Here is an 18,567-nt window from a genome sequence, read left to right on the forward strand (position 1 = left end):
TATGTTAACAGTAGAAGAAAAAAAACAATTTAGTGAGATTTTGGAAACACTCGGTGACACATTGGATATAACAGAAACCCAATATAAAGCCGCAATAAGTAGTTATGGAGCAGTTGGCGAATGGTTGGCAAAGCCGGAATCATCCCTTGCTCCCTACAAGCCGGTTATTCGTCCGCAAGGCTCTTTCATGTTTGGAACAATGATTAAGCCTATATGCGAAGAAGATGATTTGGACATAGACTTGGTATGCGAATTAACAGGAAAAAATCCGCAATGGACACAATATCATCTAAAGCAAGTTGTTGGAAATCGGCTCAAAGCTAACGAAACCTACAAAAAGATTCTTAATGAGGAAGGTCGAAGATGCTGGACTCTGTCGTATTCCGATAGTGCAAAGTATCATATGGATATACTCCCAAGCCTCGTTTGTAATGGCTATAGTACAGTACTTGAAAAAGCCTTGTCCGATTCGACGCTTGTGACAAATTATGATTCATTGGCAATTCGAATCACTGATAAGAAACAAACAAATTACTACACAGATACTGTTGCCGAAAACTGGATGAAAAGCAATCCGTTTGGATATGGGGGCTGGTTTTACAACAGAGCCTCTATTGAACTGCAAAAGTCAATTTTATTATCCGAAGCAGTAAAACCTGTTCCAAAATACCAGAAAGAAAAATTGCCACTACAACGTGTCATTCAAATCTTGAAACGTCACCGGGATGTAATCTTCAATGGTGACGAAGATAAGCCTATATCAATAATTATCACGACGTTAGCCTCAGAGGCATATAATAAGGAAATCTCTATAATAGACGCATTGATGAATGTAGTTGCTAGTATGCATAATTTTATTGAAAGCCGCTATGATCCTAATACTGGTAAAATCATAAAATGGATTTCCAATCCAGTAAATCCTGAAGAAAATTTTGCAGATAAATGGGTAGAACACCCTCAAAGAGAAACGAACTTCTACAAATGGCTTAGTCAAGTAAAACAGGATATTCAAAACATCGTTCAACAACGCGGACTGCATAATATTTCTGATTCGATGAAAAGGCCATTCGGCGAATCAGCAGTAATAAAAGCATTTTCAACATTAGGAGAATGGAATCTTCAACTTCGAGAAAGTGGAATATTAAAGATGACTACTGGCACTGGAATCCTTAGTTCAGTTGGTAACGTATCTGCTGTATCTCACAATTTTCATGGTAATAAGTAAAATGAAACGTATTTCAGTACATGCTCAAGGTGGAATGCTTCGACATTTCTTTCCGGATTCTACATTGGAAATCATAGGGTATAATAAGGGATTAATTTGGGAAGGAATGCTTAAACCCTCGAATTTAAGCATAATTTATAATATAAGGATAGAGTATAATATAGGTCATGACCCTAATATCTACGTGCTTAGTCCAAATCCTTTGCCAATGGCAAAAGATTCCACCCAGCTACCGCATATTTATAATCACGAGAAACAGCATTTATGCCTGTATCGTAGGCAAATGAATGAATGGAATGAGCATAAACTGATTGCAAAAACGATTATTCCGTGGACAAGTGAATGGTTACTTCATTATGAAATATGGGTAGCTACTGGGACTTGGTATGGTGGTGGAAAACATTAAACATGGTTATAAAAGTCGACCATGTCTGCAAAATGACTTTAGCAGGAATCAATCCACCTGTATAGCTCGGATTGAAAATAAAACTTGAAAGTAATGGCTAAAAAAGTCACAAGTAAAGCCGCTGCTTCTGCTGCTTCAAAAGTTCTGAGAGATGGAAGAACAAGTGCAGCAAGTAAAACTGCTGCAGGAAGTGCACTTTCTCAAAGAGAAAAAGGTGGAAAAAGAAAATAAGCAGCAAAGTAAAAAAGAGCATAGTTCGCATGTAATGTAAAGATGACCTATGCTCTTTTATATACATTTTTAAATTTTTAGCGACCAAAAGAGAGGCGTTTCGCCTCTCTTTCCTCAGAACTTGATCTGGGTTTCAACTTCCTTGATGCGTTCATCCAAAGTCGTTTTGATTTCTTCCATCACAGCGGATACTACCGGTGTATTGGAAGTTTTAAACTCTTTTCCTGATGCGTCACGCAGGAACACTGTTGCACCCAACCCGTCAGCCCCTAGGGAGAAGGTTTGGAGGTTTCTCCGGGTTTCGGTGAGCTTGCGCCACTTTTCAATGAGCATGCTCAAATCTTCAACCTTCTGGATGCGTTTTTCCAATGAAGGAACTTCAGCAACTTCTTTTTCATCTTTCTTCACTACTTCCAAAGAAGCTTTAGGTTGTTCTACACTCTCAGCATCGAGTTTTTTAGCTGCATTATTCATATTCGTGTACTCCTGCCCTGGAGATTTGTATTGGCACCCTTCGATGTAACTCAGGGTATATCTGGCACGCCGGTTAAAATTTCGGCGTAACCAGACATTGAGCTGTCACGGATAAGGTCAACGGGGTGCATGTCATTCCGGTTCCACCGGAATGAACGCATCCGAAGGAAACGAGCCACGAAATGCGAGTTCCCCTTTACCGTTCCGTGAAGCGATCAATAACTTTGCCTACAATTTTAAATGGAGTGTTCTTACCTATTCATCAAAAAATAAAACATGGGATTTCTTTATTTATAAGCTGATTCTTGTACTCTAAGTACTAATATTGTGATATTTTTAAAGAGCCACTATTTGCGAAACTTTATCAAGACAACAAAGATTTCAATATCGAAACGAACAAAAAAGGAGCTTTTCAGCCCCTAGAATTCAAACAGTAACTGCTGCGATGCAGCCTGTTTTTTAGCAATTTCTTCTTTCTTCTCCGGCACCTTTAGCACCAGATAACTTTCTTCTTTAGTTATTTCCCTGATATATGGGACTGACTTTTCCGGATGAAGTTCTATCTCCCAACCTCCGTAAAAACTGTTCATTAGGGTATCCATCCAGCAGACTTCTCCCTGAAGCCCATTCAGACAAAGGTTAATCAAACACATCATGACACAGGTTCGGTCAATATCAGCCCCAAAGAATAACGAGTTTCGGCTTATCCTTGCTGCTGCCAGCAACATTCGGCCTGAACCACAACAACAATCAGCAACCCGCTCCCCAAAACCTGCCGGGTTCAATATCCGGACCATCATATCACATATCGGCTCCGGGGTGAAAAACTGTCCGTTCCTGCCATGGCTTAGGTATTCCATATAAAAGTCTCCAAAACCATCTTTCAGACCTTCACCATTGTTGTCCATTTCGATGACCAGTGAACCAAAAGCTTCGGCTATCAGGTAGGCATCCGGTTTCTCGTAATTACGAACAATCTCCAAATAACGATCTTCCTTTGCACCTAAAGACAACGAACAAACAACCATTTCAAGGAAATCATCAAACACCGAATGCAAACCATATTTGTAGCCGATTTGCAGAATATACTGGGAAAAACTTTTTAACTGTTCCATATCTTAAATCTTTAATTGTTTCTAACTGCGAAATTTTGAGATAAAAAAATGGCGAAGGCTAAACTGCTTCCGCCATTTGGTCGACCAGTGCAACACTGACAGCCGGGTTGGGATAGGATTGATGCTCCAGGATGTAATCCACTGCCTTTTGAGCCATCGAAGAGGCTGTCAAAAGCATCTTTTTATCCTCTTTAAATTTGCCGATCCAGCTTTTGATGTAGGCAGCACTGTTGTCTATCGTGGCATTCTGGATACCGGTCATATAGCACAGGTAAGCTGCACCTAATTCGGCAACGAGTTCTTCCTGGCTGTAATCTTTGGAACCGAATTTATGGTCGGAAAGCTTCTCATGTCTTCCAGTCCGGTTGATATGCCCAGTCGCGTGAATACATTCATGATATAAGGTTGAATAATATTGTTCGTCCCTGAAAAAAGTCCGTGGATTTGGCATCCCGATATAATCACCAGTTGGTGAATAAAACGCATGTGACTGGTCAATCTTAATTTCAGGACTGTCGCACCAGAATTCGATTAACTGCTCTGCATTGCCAATCGGGTCAAACTCATGGTCATGTGCTTCAGTTGCTGGAATCTTGTTTTCAACAATACCTTCGGTTTGTTTCAGGTTAAAAACTGTGTAATACCGAAGGAAAGGGATGTGGTCAACACTGCCGTCTTTTTCTTCCGTATCGAGTATCTTCCAGAACACAACCGGAAAACCTTTTTCACCTTTCAGTATATGACCACCCAGTTCTTTAACCTGGTTAAAGGTGAGAAAGAACGGGGACCCAAACTTATCGGCCACAGTCAGCAGCAACCAGAAATTAAAGCCGCGATATGCTTTTTTGTGAACCATGTTTTGCGGGAAACCAGTTTCTGCTTTCCAAGGCATCTGCCAAGGGACAACACCTGCTTCAAGGCGTTCAATAATCAGGTTGGTAACCATTTCATAAATATCAAATGAAGTATTCATGGGATAATGCTGCTGCCCTACAGACTTATTTTGGCTCCCTTCGATTTAACTAAGGAAATATCTGGCACGCCGTTAAACTTAAATTTTTGGCGTACCAACATTGAGCTGTCACGGATCAGGTCAACGGGGTGCATGTCAGTTTCATGCCCGAAATGGGCAATCCATGAAACTGAACGCATCTGAAGGAAACGAGCCACGAAAAGCGAGTTCCCCTTTATCGTTCCGTGAAGCGATCAATAACTTTGTCAGAAATTTGAGTGTAATAAGAAACTAAAAACAACTATAAGTTTTAGTTTGAAAGACAATATAAATTGATAAGATACATCAAAGCCAATAAAGGTTACCAACTCATCATCACTCTTTCCCGCTCAATATCTTGTCCTGAGTACCGAACATTAAAATGCTAAAATAAAAATTCTGATTATCAATAATTATCGAATAAAGTACTATATATTTGATGATATATACGTTACAAAAGAGCCGAAAAGGAACGCGCAGGTAAAATTCCTTTGAGAATTTAAAACAAAAACGTCTAACCTACATATTTACTTAATCATGAATGATTTTAGCACAACAAATTCAGGAGCAAAGTTTTATAAAGCTGATTTGCACATACATAGTTTTGGGGAGGAAGGTTCTTTTGATGTAACAGATAAGACAATGACTCCAGAGAAAATTGTAGATACGTCAATTGAAAAGGGGCTATCAATAATTTCAATAACAGATCATAATGAAGATCGCAATGTTAATAAAGCAATCAAATATGCAGAGGGTAAAAAATTGCTTGTTATTCCTGGTATTGAAGTTTCTACAACTCAAGGGCATTTATTGGTGTATTTTGAAAAATATGAAGAGTTGCGAAATTTTAGGGGAAAACTCAATATTTCTATCAAAAAAGAAACTTGTACACAAGGAATCGTCGATTGCTTAGACCTTGCAAAACAATACAATGGCATAGGAGTATTGGCTCATATAGAATTGGATTCAGGGTTTGAGAAGACTATTAATCGATTTGATCCCAAAGTCTCAGAAATATTGACACATGAAACACTGATGGCAATAGAAATCAGTGATAAAATGAGTATTGATTTATATGGTGAAAATGATATTAGTGAATATGCCCCTGAAAGAAAAAGGTTAATTAACGAAAGACGACAAATACTTGAATTAGAGAATAATTACGAATTCCCCAAATTAATGTCTTCAGATGCGCATACTCTTGACAAGCTTGGGTTGAATGCTAGTGGTGAGAAAAAACTTACTCGAATAAAATTAGATTCTCTAAATTTTCACGCCTTTCGAATTGCATTAATAAGCAGCAATTCAAGAATACGAATTGAAAATTTCATACCTGAAAGATTACCTCGTTTTATTGGATTGCATATTGAAGGTGGGTTGCTCGATAATCAAACAATTCATTTCAGCAACAACTTAACTTGTATTATTGGAGGTCGAGGTGCAGGTAAATCAACATTATTAGAGTCTCTCCGTGAATGCTCTGGTAATAAATCAGAATTGAATGTTGTTGATAGTGAAGTTTGGCCTGAGAAAATATATTTACAGTATGAAGATGAAACGGGTCAATTATTTAATTTTTCGCGAGAGAAGAATGCTATCGCAACAAATTTATCATATAGCGGTGGTCTTTCAAGGATACAAATTGAAAGCTATGGTCAAGGAGAAACTGCAAAAACAATTCAATTTAGTGAAAAAAATCCTCAATTTTTAATCGACTTTCTAAATTCATTTTTAGACTTAGAAACACTAAATGCAGAAGATAAGACATTCAGAGATCAATTGAATGACAATCAAAGTAAATTAAGAGCATTACGAATTGAGGTTTCGCAAATACCCGAGGTTACAAAAATGAAGGTAAATTTAGAAGGTAAATTACGTCAATTACAACAAGATAAGGCAAGTGAACTAGTAAATTTTCATTTAGCACTAATAAGGGAAAAAGAAATTAGGAGTAGTATTATTACTGATTTAAACGCTCTAGTTGCAAAGTATAAAGATATTCTGTCAGATAAAACCATTTTTGATGGATTTGAAAAAATAGATGGAGAAGAAATTAAAGTTGGAAAAGATAATTTTATACAGGTAAAAGAAATTGTCAGAAATTTCGCAGAAATAGTGCTATCTAAACAGTCGGAATTAAATACTGAATTATCCCAAAAAATTGTAGATTTAAAGGTGCAATTAAAGGATTGGGAGAGTAAGGAGAAAGAAATTCAAGCAAAGATTGATGCAAAGAAGAAAGAACTTGAAGAAAAAGGAATTCCATTTGATTTAGGAAAAATCAATCAAATAACTAAAGATGTCGTAACCTTCCAGACGAAGCTGAAATTGTTAAAACAAAAAGAAGTTGACCTAAAATTGTTGTTAAAAGAAAGGGATGATATTGTTACTAATAGAATTGATACAAAAAATAGAATTTATTACTTACACCATGAATTTGGGAGAACTATCAATGACAATTTAAAAAATAGTGTGGATAATTTTTTTGTATCAGTAAAATTTAAACAAGGAAAATATTCTCCGGCATTCGAAAAAGCTATAAAAGATCTATCTCAGTGGCGATTATTGAAAAAATCAGAATTATTTGTTGAAAACATAACTCCTATTGAATTTGCTCAAGCTGTTCGTAAAGGAAATCTCAACTTCATGAAGTCTATTCAAGATGAAAACGGGCGGGTTTATACTGACGAAGAGATATCCTCATTATTAATAAAAGCAATTGACAACTTTAATTATGAAGATTTTGAATCTTTAGTTTTTGATGATAAACCAAGTATTATCATCACTAAAACTGTAAGTAGTATAAGTGGAGAATCTCAAACTGTGCATAGACCATTGAATCAACTATCGTTAGGTCAACAACAATCAATCTTGCTGGCAATCTTATTACAATCAAAGAGTAAAGTTCCTCTTTTAATTGACCAACCTGAGGATAATTTAGACAGTGAGTTTATATATAAATCTATAGTTGCTAATCTTCGCAAGATAAAGGAATATAGACAAGTAATTATAGTAACTCATAATCCGAATATCGCCGTTCTTGGCGATGCAGAACTCATAATCCCGCTCAAAAGCACAAGTATTAGATCAATGGTAATGGAACGAGGTTCTATTGACAATGAGGGCACCAGGAAATTGTGTTGTGAAATTTTGGAAGGTGGAAAACAAGCATTTAAACGACGAAAGGAAATTTATAAGCTTTAAGAAACATAGGGATTAAACATTATAATAAATAAGCTGACGGAAAAAAGTTAAATCAGACTAAACTGTAGACAACTCCAGACAACCCGGGAAAGGTTCATTTTTTGCTTCTCCCCATTTTAAATTTTCAAGTCCAATGAATATTACACATTATAGGAAAAGAAATGAATGGATTAAATAAAAATTTTAATAATATTCTATCTCATATAATTCTTGTTTTTCCACCAGAGGTCGTTAAGAATGATCGATTCTTTTGTCGTTTTGAACCTGATGGAATTGCAATACTCAAAGGCTTTCTTCAGGACAAAGGGATGCGTTTTGTTGATTTAGTATATTCTCCTGTAACAACGCTCGACAGTAATATTGATTTAAATATTAAGAATTCTTTTGGCTGGACGATTTCGGTCTTTGATCAAGAGGGTATATCTTTACGATCGATTGCAAATTCCGCCTTAAACGAGAGTTTTGATTCTTCGATTGCATTGTCGCTGAGTAAACTGTTGCCAATCTCTACTTTACCGAATACTAAAATTATCGGTTTCTCGATTGGATTTCCATCACAATTTTATCATAGTCTTATACTTGCACGTATTGCGAAACAATTAAATCCTGATCTTTTTGTAGTTCTAGGTGGACCAATGATTACGTCATTTATCACATTCATCATCACTATAGATGAAATAACTTCAATAGTTGATGGTATTATCCCTGGTTATGGAGAGGAGCCACTAGCACAACTTCTTCTTTGTCTAGAAGACAAAAAAGATTTGAAGAATGTTCCTAATCTATATCTTTCAAACACAGATGGCTTCCAATTAAATGCTAATGTTTGGAAACCTGATAAGTCAAACTTGCTAACGATTCCAAACTATGGACGACCAACACTTCATCGTGAATTTGATCCCAACTTTCCTATACGCCCTTCAATTGGTTGTTATTGGGGAAAATGTGCATTCTGTGTCTATCCCAGTATGCCTACTGGAACATTACAAAAGCATCAATATATTGTACTGAAACCAGAGGAATTGGTAGAACACATAAATGGGCTTATCAAGAAAGGAAGTGGATCAAGGTTTGAATTGTGTAGTGATTCGTTACCGCCAGCTTACTTAAAAAAATTCTCAGAAGAAATTTTAAAATCAAAGTTGGAAATCAAATGGAGTGCATGGTCTTGCGTAGACAAAAGATTTGCCGACAATGGCGTACTAGAGATGATGAAGCAATCTGGCTGTGAATGTATACTATTAGGAGTAGAATCAGCTAGTCAGCGTGTTCTTAAGAGAATGAATAAGATGCAAACTCGCCAAGATATCGACTTATTATTAAATGCGTTCTCTTTAGCAGATATAGGATTGTTTTTGACTTTATTTATAGGCTTTCCAGGTGAGACAAAAGAAGAGGCTATGGAAACTATTGAATTTTTAAAAGATTTGATTGTTCTTGAAGGATCAGTGAATAAAGTAGAAGTTCGTCTTTATCGTTTTGCATTGATGGGCAATACACCAATTGCAGAAAATTTTGAAGATTATGGTATTTCATCAATAGATTGGTCTGATATGTATTATTTAGATGATGATTTTAGTTATCATTATGAAGTATCTGAGGGAATGAGTTTCAAAGAAATTAAGGATTTTGTTACTAGTTGGAGGCTTCAACTGGGGCTTCAAACAAATGATTCTCCATTCATTCAACTTCTTGATTAAAATATAGTTAATGTTTATTTAGTTCATTTTTATCTTAAAAACAAAAGATATGATCAATGATAAGATTAAAATATTACTTGTTGGTGATGTTGTAGATGACTCAGATTGTAATGTTGAACGATCTGTATTTGATGAGGATAATCCAAGTAAAAGTGAAGTTATAAATCTCGTAAGATGGATTAATGAAGCAGGTTATAAAGTAGATGTCTGTGATAATGTTAGTCGTTTTATTGAATCTGGTTTCGATAATAAAGATGTATTAGTATTTCCACTATGGAGAGGTGGTGCTTCCAGAAATCGGACAGCTATTGTTCCAGCCTATTGTGAAGCTCGCAATATTCCATTTATTGGAGGAGATGCATATGTTCAGACTGTATGCCAAGACAAGTCATTAAGCAAAATATTAGCAAGTACTATAGGTATAAATGTTCCAAATGAAATTGTAATTTGGTCTAAGAATGATCTAAGCTCCTTTAGACCTTTATCTCAGTTACGTTATCCGTTTGTTGTTAAACCTCTTTATGGTGCTTGTTCAATCGGAATAGACGAATCATCACTCTGTTATGACGAAGATCTTGCACGCACTAAAGCTGCAAACTTATTTACTAGAGGCTTAGGACCAGTTGTTTGCGAAGAGTTTATACATGGTGACGAAATATCACTTTCTCTTGTTGAAAAGGAAGGGACAATTGTCAAGAAATGTGTTGGAAACTACAGGGGGCAAGATGGTAAATCTCCTTTCTACAATCGCCTTTTTACTTTTGAAGAAAAGATTATAGAGTCGCCAACATGGAATATTTCAATTTTGCAGGATACAATTGTTCAAGATATTTGGACATTGACTGAAAGACTACTTAGTAAGTTAGGCAAGGTAAATATTATGAGGCTTGATGGACGACTTAATGAGGATGGTTTTGTCATGATTGAGTTAACACCTGATATACATATGTCTCTAGAATCAATGTTTTTGGGCAGTTTTAATGCAACTGGCTGTCCCCCTGCAGAATTACTGGATTGCATAATACAGTCAACGCTCAAAAATTATAAACTTTGAAATAGGAAGATGTCAAAACAGAAAAATAGTTCGGCGAAGCTAAATTTCTATTACGAAAAGCTTGCCTTTGAATTAAATGATGGAGATGCAGGACATTTTCTTTCGGGTTGGCAATGTGATAATCCATATGCTACTAATCTTCTTGCATCAGTAAAGGAACGCTCAAATTATGTTGACTATTGCAAATATCAATATTTTGACGAAGATGAAGAGCTTCCAGAAAAAATTCTTAATCTACATACCTCGTTTGATGGTATTCGCCCTCAAAGAGTGCTTTGTGCTAGTGGTTCCACTTCTCTTCTATATGCTTTTGTTACTTATCTTAAAAGACTTGGAGTTAAAAGGATATATTATATCTCTCCTATTTACTTTACCCTTCATATAGCTTTTGAATTATATGATATTCAACCAATTCCAGTTTCAACAAAGCAGCCTTTTGAAAAAGATTTCTCGTTAAAACTTCCAGAAGAAACCGCAAGTGTTCTTTTTCTAACAGATCCAATCTGGTATACTGGTACTAAAATTGATGATGAGACAATAAGTGAAGTTGCCAACTGGCAGAAAAGGACTTCGTCTCTCGTTTTTATTGATGGTAGCCTACAATATCTACCTTGGGACGGTGTTTTACATGAAAGCACAGCTATGCTTGATTCGGCTTTTACATTTCGTTTAGTGTGTCCTTCAAAGCAGTTGTCAATACATGGGTATAGGTTTTCCTATCTACTTTTACCTGCGTCCCATGAACGAGGTATGGCATGGTCATATGCAAATGTGGCCGGGCCTGCATCTGCAGACTCAATTATCTTTGCGCATGAAGCAATTAATGCAATTATTGATAGAAATATACCAAACAAACTGATGCAGGATGTACTTGCAAGACATAAGTATCTTCGTGCACACAAAATTATTGAATCAGAAATATCGCCTGAATGTGGATATTTTGTGTTTGAAAAAACTAAAGGCCTATTGCCTGATGGATATTTAGTAATGGATGGAAAATTTTTTGATTTACAAAATCATCCAGGTTATATGAAAATTAATCTTCTTTCTCCATCAATTAATGTGTTATTTAATATACCAATATAAACTTTGAAAATATAATTTTCTGTTAAAAATGTATTCACAACCTATAGAAGGAGTTTATTTAAGTTCGTTAGGTAATTTAAAGGAGCAATTTGATAGAGAATTCCAATCTGTATCTAATATTCTTGTGCTTAAAGACCCTAATGAGATTTCAGATCCTTTAAAGATCAGATTTGCTTTAAGTTGGGACCCCCCGGACGATGCATTTACCCCTTATCCGAATATTGAAATGGTCTCATCTATCGGAGCTGGCGTTGATAGTATTTTAAGATGCCCAAGTTTAAGTGATGATGCCATTGTTACTCGTGTTAGAGATCCACAACAAGCATTTTCAATGGCAGGATTTGTTGCTTGGCAAGTCGTCTGGTATCACAGGAGAATGAAGCAATATTTGCTCAATGAAAATAATCATACGTGGAATTGGGTAGATAGTGTGCCTTTAAAGGATTGCAAAATAGGAATTTTAGGTTTTGGTACTATGGGGCAAGCTACCGCAAAAGCATTATTGTCGCTTGGTTATCATGTCATTGTGGCATGTCGAACAAAACGAAATGATTCTGGTTATCACGGACTAATTATCGAATCTGGGGAAAAAAGTATCCAAAATACAGCAGCAAATTCTAATATATTAATCAATCTTTTACCTCTGACAAAAGCAACATGTTCTATACTTAATGCTAGTTTATTTTCATTGATGCCTAATAAGAGTGTTCTTATTCAAGTTGGCCGGGGTGATCATCTTGTTGATGAAGATCTAATAGAAGCGCTTGATAGGGGTAAATTGTCAGCAGCTTCACTAGATGTTTTTCGAAAAGAACCTTTAATAAAAAACAATCCATTTTGGGACGATCCGCGTATATTAGTCACTCCGCATATAGCGTGCGAAACTAGCAGAGTTAAGGTAGTTGAACAAGTAACTGAATGTTTACTAGATATTATTAATTTAAAAACACCGAGATATGCGATTAATCGTGAACAAGAATATTGAATTATAAGGTACTAATCGGTACAGAATCGCATCTGCAATGGTTTCTTCACAGATCACATTGTGCCAGTTGGTTATTATCACATCTCATCTGTCTGTATATCATATATATACATTAAAAAATCATCAATTTCATTTGGTTCTTTTAAATCTAGTAGTTTCGCCTTGTTTTGTATTGTTAAATCACAGACTCCAAAATTCTTGACATAGTTTTTAGCTAGTGAGAAGAATTTTCCGGAATAAGGTTTACTAGTGTACTTAATGTAGTACCAAAATATTTTTGACATTAATATCTTTTGAAGAACCTTTAATTCTATTATTGAATCTGATAGAATTGCATAACCATTATAGAACAGGAAATCTTTATCTTCAGTAAAGACAAAACAAGGAGCACTGGAAATGTATGGAAAGAGCAATTTATAGCCATGAAGTGTTAAAGCTTGATTTCGTCCAAAAGCATACCATGTTTCATAATCTCCTTCTCCTTTATCACGTTTTGACAATTCATCCTTATGGAACAAAAGGTACTTATAAGCATTCGGATGAGCCTTTTGAAAAACATCTTCGTCAATAATTTTTAGAGTTTTTATGACTTCTTCAAATAAATCAACTTCCCCATTCATTACTTTATACGGAAAAATCAATTTTTCAGTGTTTTTTTCAATTTCTGATTCAGATTTTAAGGTGTTTGGTTTAATTGCGTTCCTGCAAATGCCTTTTTCTATTTTGAATTCTTTGCCCCCTTTTTCAAGGAAATAAAAGTCTTCTGACTCCTGTGTTGGCTTAAACACATATAAATCGTTGTGAAGAGTTGCAAACCCATTTCTTATTTCAAACTTTTTTCCAAGTGGAACTCCTGTATTTTCAATTTTGGAAATGACTTTCTTTTTCTTTTCTGAAATTAAATGCCACCCATCGAAATCATTTAGGCTTTCATATTTAATTGAAATGAAGTCCTTGGATTTAAGATTACCAATATTGTCACTTGCGGTTTTGACATAAGAAATACTTTTCGCGGGAGTTTTACCAATAATACAGATACAGGTGTAAGTTGATCTTTTTTTGAATAATTGTTCGCCGCCGAAATCGACTATCGATAAGTCGAACTTATTTCTCGAGAAATAACTTCTTACGCTTCTGCCATTTAGGCTTCTATAAAAAGTGTTTACCGTAATATAACCAAGAATACCCGTATTATTCAAGTTCTCCATTCCGATTTCGAAGAATGGGATGTATAAATCGGATTTTCCGGTGGAAGATACACTCCATTTTTTTAATAATTGCTTCGATTCATCATCAATTTTGGTTGATCCAACATAAGGAGGATTACCAACAATAATATCAAATCCATTATTCTCATTAATTGCAGGTACAGATTTCCATTCAAAATCTAAAGCATTTCCTAGAAATAAGTTAAAATCAAATTCAGTACAATCTTCACCGTTTAAAATAGCTAATAATGAAAGTAATATCTTAGTTCTTTCAATGCTGTATGATTGAATATCCAACCCGAAAATGTTGTCTTTAAAAATTTCAAAGTAGCTTTTATTGGTGTTCTGCCTAATTGTATTTACAATGGTTATAAAAAAACCTCCACAACCGCAAGCGATATCCCCGAACTTAAGATTAGAGATAGACTCACGCTCTCTAACTTTATTTATAGCCTCAGCTACAATATATTCTCGTATATACTGAGGTGTATAAACAGCCCCATTTACTTCTTTATCAGCAGGTGAAATCACAAATTCAAAAAGCCTTATTAAGTCTTCTAAACTAAATGAATCATTCTGAAATAGTGAATTAAATTTGCTGAGTTGTTTAAATTCTTCACCTTCCGATATAAAATAATTACTTATGAAGTTATTTTGAACTATTGAGATATTATTAATTACCAGGAACGAGGATACCAAAAGACGATTTACATCGCCTGTATTATATGAATAACCATTTAAGTATTTTAGTAGATTTTGATTCATACTAATTAATGTACAGCGGGAACATTTTATTTATTGTAAAATCTTGATGAGTACAGGCTGGATTAAATCCATTAAAATAAGGTGTCCATAATCTTTCTTGTGCTCTTTTTATAATTTCTTTGTACTCGTAGTCATAAAGTAAAGAATTTACAAATGGAAAGTTTCTATTGTTAAAGAAATTTGAAAGAATAAAATGAAAACCTAAAAAAATATCCATGGGAGGGTGTGGTATTCTAGGACAAGATAAAACAGACATTTCTTCATCGATTAGTTCCATTTTCTTGCCACCAAATTGAAAATGATATGTGGGATGAGTATATTTAACATTTTGAGTATTGAAATGCCTATCCAAATGCCAACTAGAGCAAAGTGATTTAGTCGTATTCTGTTCAGTTTTATAAGCTTCAATAAAGAGATCTAAATAATAACCAAAAAGAGGATCTTCATCTTGTGTCAAATTATCTTTAACCATTAACATATTACTAAACTTGAGCTGAAAATAATTCATATTATCAGGCTGTGTTCCTGCAATAGGTCCTCTGATATAAAAACAAATATCATTAACCTCGTATTCAACTAGATCTTTATTGTCTAAATCCTCTCGCAAATCTCGTAATTTTTGAAAATCACCTGTAACTCCATGAAAATCAATTAACGAAATAAAGAGAGACAAATCATTTTGAAAATTTCTCAAATTCCAACTAGTCATTTGCTCTTAATTTATTAACTAATTCACGAACAGCTTTTTTATCAATCTGACTTACTAAATTTTTAAAGTCTTCCAACTTTTCTAATGCAGAATCAAAACTCAAATATTCTTTTTCTTGCCATGGCAAATATTCTTTTAATAATTCTATGCCATCAAAAGGGTCTATAGGTGCGTTGGAATATTTACAAATAGTCCAAAAGTTAGTACTCTTTGATTGAGGTGTTTTTTCAACAACCAATAAATTATCCAGCGAAAGTTTATCTTTAATAATTGCCACTCTTTCTTCTGCATTTAACCGACGCAATGGAGTTTCACATTTTATCGTTTCTTTCCACCATGTATCTACTTTATTCATCCACCAACGATGGTGGATATCTGAAAAAACACCAGTATAAGCACAGTCGTTTAAGCTTTCTAATATCTTATCCCAGTTGACAGAAGTCTTTGATATGCCAAGCCTAGCAGACAATAAATCCTCTCCAATTAAAACCCCAATGGAGCGGATAATCTTAGAATATATAAAATTACTAATTGAAAAAACATTATCTTTTATGTTTAGTATCTTTAAAGTAATTCTTGAATGTATTAAATCATTTTCAACGTTTAATATTACTGCAATCTTTGAATTAATAGTTTCAAAATCAGCAGAGATCAAATCAGTTGCTTTAATCTTTTCATATGAGTTGATAAAGGATTTTAACTTATGTCCAAACCCTTTTTTATTATCATTAAACTCTTTTTTTGTAAATACAAAATCGAATAAATCCTGACTGGTAAAATCTTTTTTGTAATAATCTGTAATAACTTCTTGATTTGACATTAGAATTATAGGAATTTCAAGGTGGTCAAATGAATGCATCGATCTCAAAGTTTGGGCAATAGTAGGGGCATCATAACAAGCATTATTAGCACCTTCGGTTAACTTATAATCTAGAACCAAAACGTTTGGTTGGTATTGATTAATTTTATCTAAGATCTTACTAATGTCAGAAGAAGGGTCAAGGGAATTTACATTAAATCCCAATTCTTCAAAATCACTAATGCGACTGCTAGGATCTTGATCTTCTATATACAATATTTTATAAGCCATAATCATCTAATTCTTTATCGTTTGCTTTTGCTATTTCAACTCGTAAACATGTATTAAAACCTTCTTTCGGTGAAACTACTTGAATGCTACCTCGATAACTAGAAACAATATCTTTAACTATTTTTAAACCGAGACCTGTTCCTGTTATTTCATTACTTATATTAACGTTATCAAGACTATTAGGTGAAGTTGTTGTAAAAAATTCATCAAATATCTTTTCTTCATTTTCTTCTGAAATGCCATCGCCAGTATCAGAAAACTCTAGATAAATATTATTCTCAGAAAATCCACATTCTATATTTATTTTTCCTGGCCTTTTTGTTCTCTTTATAGCCTTTTTCGAATTTGTATAGAAATTGAACAATATTGAAGACCATTCTGAAGGGTGCATTGGTACTGTATAAAGGTAATGCCGCCCATTTCGTTGTGGCAAAAGAAAAGTTATATCGCTCTTTTCTGCATCATGGTGTATTGCATTCCAAAACTTCTCAATGGTATTCTGCAGTTCAATCGGTCTTAACTCACGAATAACATTTTGCGAAATTACACCATCAAAATATGATGTGTATGTTTGAAATGAAGCAACATTCTTCTCAAGTATTAAAACTCGTTGTAAGGATATATTGTCAGCTTGCAGTTTTTCAATCAGAAAATTAATATCAGATTCCATATTAATTATATAGTCTCTAACTTCATGTATGAATTGTCCAATCGTTATGCCTACACTACTTAACACGCGTAACATCGACTTTTCTTTAAGAACCTTACTTTGCTCTTCTTTTTGGAGCTTCACGACTTCTTTAATATCAGCCTGTAATTTTTGTAATTTCTTTTTTCTTTGTTGTTTTACTTGTACATTACCTTCTTCCTTCTCTAATTCCCTATCTAATGCTTCTAATGTAAATGCAATATCTTTGATACGGACATTAATTTTTTCATAAATTCCTTTTTCCTCTCTTTGACCTGAAACTATCTTAACATTTCTTACTTCTGCGGTTTTAATGACACCAGTAAGAATTGTTCTGTAAACGAAGTTCTTAAGTTGTATTAATGCCTCATTTTCCATTAATCCCTCTCTACTTGACGTTTCATTAAAAACCTTATTCTTATCATTCAGCTCGACGAATCCAAAAAAGTTAAAGTTTCCATGCACTGGAAGCAAAGATCGTTGTCTTATTGATGCATCTAACCGAAGCCAGTCATCACTGGGTTCTCCATAGGGCAAAACCCTAAATCCATTTCTGTAAAGCCTAATTCCACTTTGTGTCCGAGCTAAACTCCTTATACTGGACTCATGCATTTTAGGGATTAAATCCAACCCATAAATGTAATAGTAGGCTCTGAATTTTATGTTTTTTAATTGGGTAAATGGAGTATCTTCATTATCAGGATCACTTCCAATTTGACCAATTTCATTTATCTCAAGTTTTTTACTCTCAACAGAATACAATCCATGACCATTTTCGTCAATCCAACCTTCAATAACAGCTAAAGCATGATCGTAAATCATACTCCGTTCATCTGCAATTGTGATTAATTTATTTCCATCAGATTTTTTGAAAATTGTTTTAAACCCGGGATCACTTGTTTGAGATAATCTACTTGCATCCTCTGCTTCCTTTTCTATTGATAAAGGGAATGGTTGAATTATATCACTGACATATCTATAAATTCTTTTAATTGAAGCTTGCGACCATCGATCTCTTAGATGTTCAATTTTTAAGGTAGTCCCTTCTTCTTTTTGTTTATCTACTTCTGCAATTTTATTTGTGATATTAACCAAATCCATATCACCTTTATAGTTGTCCCATTCAATTGTTAATTCAAGTGCTCTTTCACTAATTAATGTCTGTGTTGTAATTGTTAGTTTACCTCCAAGGCGTTGAACCGCAAATCGACCAATTCCTTTTTGTCCAGATCGCTTTCTTTTATACCGTTCAGAAAGAGGATTGTGTAGCTTATCCGTTGAAGAGATTCGCATAAATCCATTTAAAATTTGCTCTCTGGTCATCCCAATTCCGTCATCATCAATTATAAGTGTCCCTCCGATTGAATCGGAATTCTCAAATCGAAGTATGACTTTTTTTGCGTCAGCATCATAAGAATTTTTAACCAGTTCGGAAACTGCAGTTTCTTGCCGAGCAACTAATTCTGTACCTAACCGATCAATAACACCCGCATCCACACTGAATCTAATATTATCATTGTCGAAACTTGCTAGTTTTGATGATAACTCCAGTATTTTACTGTAATTAGTTGGATTGTCTGCTAACGTTTTAGATAGTTCTTCTCTTATTTGTTTTTCATCCATATTATCCAGCATT

15 protein-coding genes are annotated in these 18,567 nt (G+C 34.6%); 8 read left to right on the forward strand and 7 right to left on the reverse strand.

The genetic code is table 11. The annotated features are described in order from the left end of the window. The first annotated feature begins 1 nt into the window (after nt 1). From AC6H3C_RS00530 to AC6H3C_RS00540, 3 genes are all read left to right on the forward strand, one after another. Entirely contained in the window at nt 2-1,225 is a 1,224-nt protein-coding gene (locus AC6H3C_RS00530; protein WP_497518546.1) for a nucleotidyltransferase domain-containing protein, read from the forward strand. A gap of 1 nt (nt 1,226) precedes the next feature. Then, nucleotides 1,227-1,631: a type II CBASS E2 protein gene (locus tag AC6H3C_RS00535; protein WP_497518547.1), complete on the forward strand. Its 405-nt coding sequence runs from the start codon at nt 1,227-1,229 to the stop codon at nt 1,629-1,631. A 93-nt stretch (nt 1,632-1,724) separates the two neighbouring features. Continuing rightward, the gene (locus AC6H3C_RS00540; RefSeq protein ID WP_497518548.1) at nt 1,725-1,862 is read left to right on the forward strand and encodes a hypothetical protein; all 138 of its coding nucleotides are present in this window, start codon (nt 1,725-1,727) and stop codon (nt 1,860-1,862) included. 114 nt (nt 1,863-1,976) lie between these two features. Here AC6H3C_RS00540 and AC6H3C_RS00545 read toward each other — a convergent pair whose 3' ends face one another. The 3 genes from AC6H3C_RS00545 to AC6H3C_RS00555 all read right to left on the reverse strand — a co-directional run bounded on the left by AC6H3C_RS00545 (nt 1,977) and on the right by AC6H3C_RS00555 (nt 4,424). Further along, nucleotides 1,977-2,336: a hypothetical protein gene (locus AC6H3C_RS00545; protein ID WP_497518549.1), complete on the reverse strand. Its 360-nt coding sequence runs from the start codon at nt 2,334-2,336 to the stop codon at nt 1,977-1,979. A 419-nt stretch (nt 2,337-2,755) separates the two neighbouring features. Next, nucleotides 2,756-3,451 carry an N-6 DNA methylase gene (locus AC6H3C_RS00550; RefSeq protein WP_497518550.1) on the reverse strand — a complete coding sequence of 232 codons (696 nt, stop codon included), beginning with the start codon at nt 3,449-3,451 and terminating at the stop codon, nt 2,756-2,758. Between the two features lie 58 nt (nt 3,452-3,509). After that, entirely contained in the window at nt 3,510-4,424 is a 915-nt protein-coding gene (locus AC6H3C_RS00555; protein ID WP_497518552.1) for an ArdC family protein, read from the reverse strand. A 555-nt stretch (nt 4,425-4,979) separates the two neighbouring features. On the opposite strand from AC6H3C_RS00555, the gene AC6H3C_RS00560 reads away from it, so the two are divergent. The 5 genes from AC6H3C_RS00560 to AC6H3C_RS00580 all read left to right on the forward strand — a co-directional run bounded on the left by AC6H3C_RS00560 (nt 4,980) and on the right by AC6H3C_RS00580 (nt 12,471). Beyond that, nucleotides 4,980-7,646, forward strand: a complete 2,667-nt coding sequence (locus tag AC6H3C_RS00560; protein ID WP_497518553.1) for a TrlF family AAA-like ATPase — start codon at nt 4,980-4,982, stop codon at nt 7,644-7,646. A gap of 161 nt (nt 7,647-7,807) precedes the next feature. After that, nucleotides 7,808-9,346 (forward strand): B12-binding domain-containing radical SAM protein, encoded by a 1,539-nt coding sequence (locus AC6H3C_RS00565; protein ID WP_497518554.1) that lies wholly within the window; start codon nt 7,808-7,810, stop codon nt 9,344-9,346. 49 nt (nt 9,347-9,395) lie between these two features. Beyond that, the gene (locus AC6H3C_RS00570) at nt 9,396-10,400 is read left to right on the forward strand and encodes a D-alanine--D-alanine ligase family protein (protein WP_497518556.1); all 1,005 of its coding nucleotides are present in this window, start codon (nt 9,396-9,398) and stop codon (nt 10,398-10,400) included. A gap of 9 nt (nt 10,401-10,409) precedes the next feature. Continuing rightward, nucleotides 10,410-11,486, forward strand: a complete 1,077-nt coding sequence (locus AC6H3C_RS00575) for an aminotransferase class I/II-fold pyridoxal phosphate-dependent enzyme (protein WP_497518557.1) — start codon at nt 10,410-10,412, stop codon at nt 11,484-11,486. Nucleotides 11,487-11,514: 28 nt separating this feature from the next. Continuing rightward, nucleotides 11,515-12,471 (forward strand): NAD(P)-dependent oxidoreductase, encoded by a 957-nt coding sequence (locus AC6H3C_RS00580; RefSeq protein WP_497518558.1) that lies wholly within the window; start codon nt 11,515-11,517, stop codon nt 12,469-12,471. Between the two features lie 77 nt (nt 12,472-12,548). Here the strand turns inward: AC6H3C_RS00580 and AC6H3C_RS00585 are convergent, their stop codons facing one another. The 4 genes from AC6H3C_RS00585 to AC6H3C_RS00600 are packed head-to-tail and all read right to left on the reverse strand — an operon-like array spanning nt 12,549 to nt 18,554. Beyond that, complete coding sequence (locus AC6H3C_RS00585) at nt 12,549-14,444, reverse strand: Eco57I restriction-modification methylase domain-containing protein (protein ID WP_497518559.1); 1,896 nt, start codon at nt 14,442-14,444, stop codon at nt 12,549-12,551. A 1-nt stretch (nt 14,445) separates the two neighbouring features. Continuing rightward, a complete protein-coding gene (locus AC6H3C_RS00590; RefSeq protein ID WP_497518560.1) occupies nt 14,446-15,153 on the reverse strand; it encodes a hypothetical protein in 708 nt (235 codons plus the stop codon). Next, on the reverse strand, nt 15,146-16,243 hold the full coding sequence (locus AC6H3C_RS00595; RefSeq protein ID WP_497518561.1) for a hypothetical protein: 1,098 nt from the start codon (nt 16,241-16,243) through the stop codon (nt 15,146-15,148). Before AC6H3C_RS00595 ends, AC6H3C_RS00590 begins: the two co-directional genes overlap by 8 nt. Beyond that, complete coding sequence (locus AC6H3C_RS00600) at nt 16,233-18,554, reverse strand: sensor histidine kinase (RefSeq protein ID WP_497518562.1); 2,322 nt, start codon at nt 18,552-18,554, stop codon at nt 16,233-16,235. The genes AC6H3C_RS00595 and AC6H3C_RS00600 overlap by 11 nt, the downstream gene beginning before the upstream one ends. Nucleotides 18,555-18,567: the final 13 nt, after the last annotated feature.

This window comes from Gaoshiqia sp. US2, from assembly GCF_059705485.1.

What these genes read in the sequence shown, in the direction of transcription:
- AC6H3C_RS00530 (WP_497518546.1), top strand. Translation starts at nt 2, where the DNA reads ATGTTAACAGTAGAAGAAAAAAAACAATTTAGTGAGATTTTGGAAACA.
- AC6H3C_RS00535 (WP_497518547.1), top strand. Translation starts at nt 1,227, where the DNA reads ATGAAACGTATTTCAGTACATGCTCAAGGTGGAATGCTTCGACATTTC.
- AC6H3C_RS00540 (WP_497518548.1), top strand. Translation starts at nt 1,725, where the DNA reads ATGGCTAAAAAAGTCACAAGTAAAGCCGCTGCTTCTGCTGCTTCAAAA.
- AC6H3C_RS00545 (WP_497518549.1), bottom strand. Translation starts at nt 2,336, where the DNA reads ATGAATAATGCAGCTAAAAAACTCGATGCTGAGAGTGTAGAACAACCT.
- AC6H3C_RS00550 (WP_497518550.1), bottom strand. Translation starts at nt 3,451, where the DNA reads ATGGAACAGTTAAAAAGTTTTTCCCAGTATATTCTGCAAATCGGCTAC.
- AC6H3C_RS00555 (WP_497518552.1), bottom strand. Translation starts at nt 4,424, where the DNA reads ATGAATACTTCATTTGATATTTATGAAATGGTTACCAACCTGATTATT.
- AC6H3C_RS00560 (WP_497518553.1), top strand. Translation starts at nt 4,980, where the DNA reads ATGAATGATTTTAGCACAACAAATTCAGGAGCAAAGTTTTATAAAGCT.
- AC6H3C_RS00565 (WP_497518554.1), top strand. Translation starts at nt 7,808, where the DNA reads ATGAATGGATTAAATAAAAATTTTAATAATATTCTATCTCATATAATT.
- AC6H3C_RS00570 (WP_497518556.1), top strand. Translation starts at nt 9,396, where the DNA reads ATGATCAATGATAAGATTAAAATATTACTTGTTGGTGATGTTGTAGAT.
- AC6H3C_RS00575 (WP_497518557.1), top strand. Translation starts at nt 10,410, where the DNA reads ATGTCAAAACAGAAAAATAGTTCGGCGAAGCTAAATTTCTATTACGAA.
- AC6H3C_RS00580 (WP_497518558.1), top strand. Translation starts at nt 11,515, where the DNA reads ATGTATTCACAACCTATAGAAGGAGTTTATTTAAGTTCGTTAGGTAAT.
- AC6H3C_RS00585 (WP_497518559.1), bottom strand. Translation starts at nt 14,444, where the DNA reads ATGAATCAAAATCTACTAAAATACTTAAATGGTTATTCATATAATACA.
- AC6H3C_RS00590 (WP_497518560.1), bottom strand. Translation starts at nt 15,153, where the DNA reads ATGACTAGTTGGAATTTGAGAAATTTTCAAAATGATTTGTCTCTCTTT.
- AC6H3C_RS00595 (WP_497518561.1), bottom strand. Translation starts at nt 16,243, where the DNA reads ATGGCTTATAAAATATTGTATATAGAAGATCAAGATCCTAGCAGTCGC.
- AC6H3C_RS00600 (WP_497518562.1), bottom strand. Translation starts at nt 18,554, where the DNA reads ATGGATGAAAAACAAATAAGAGAAGAACTATCTAAAACGTTAGCAGAC.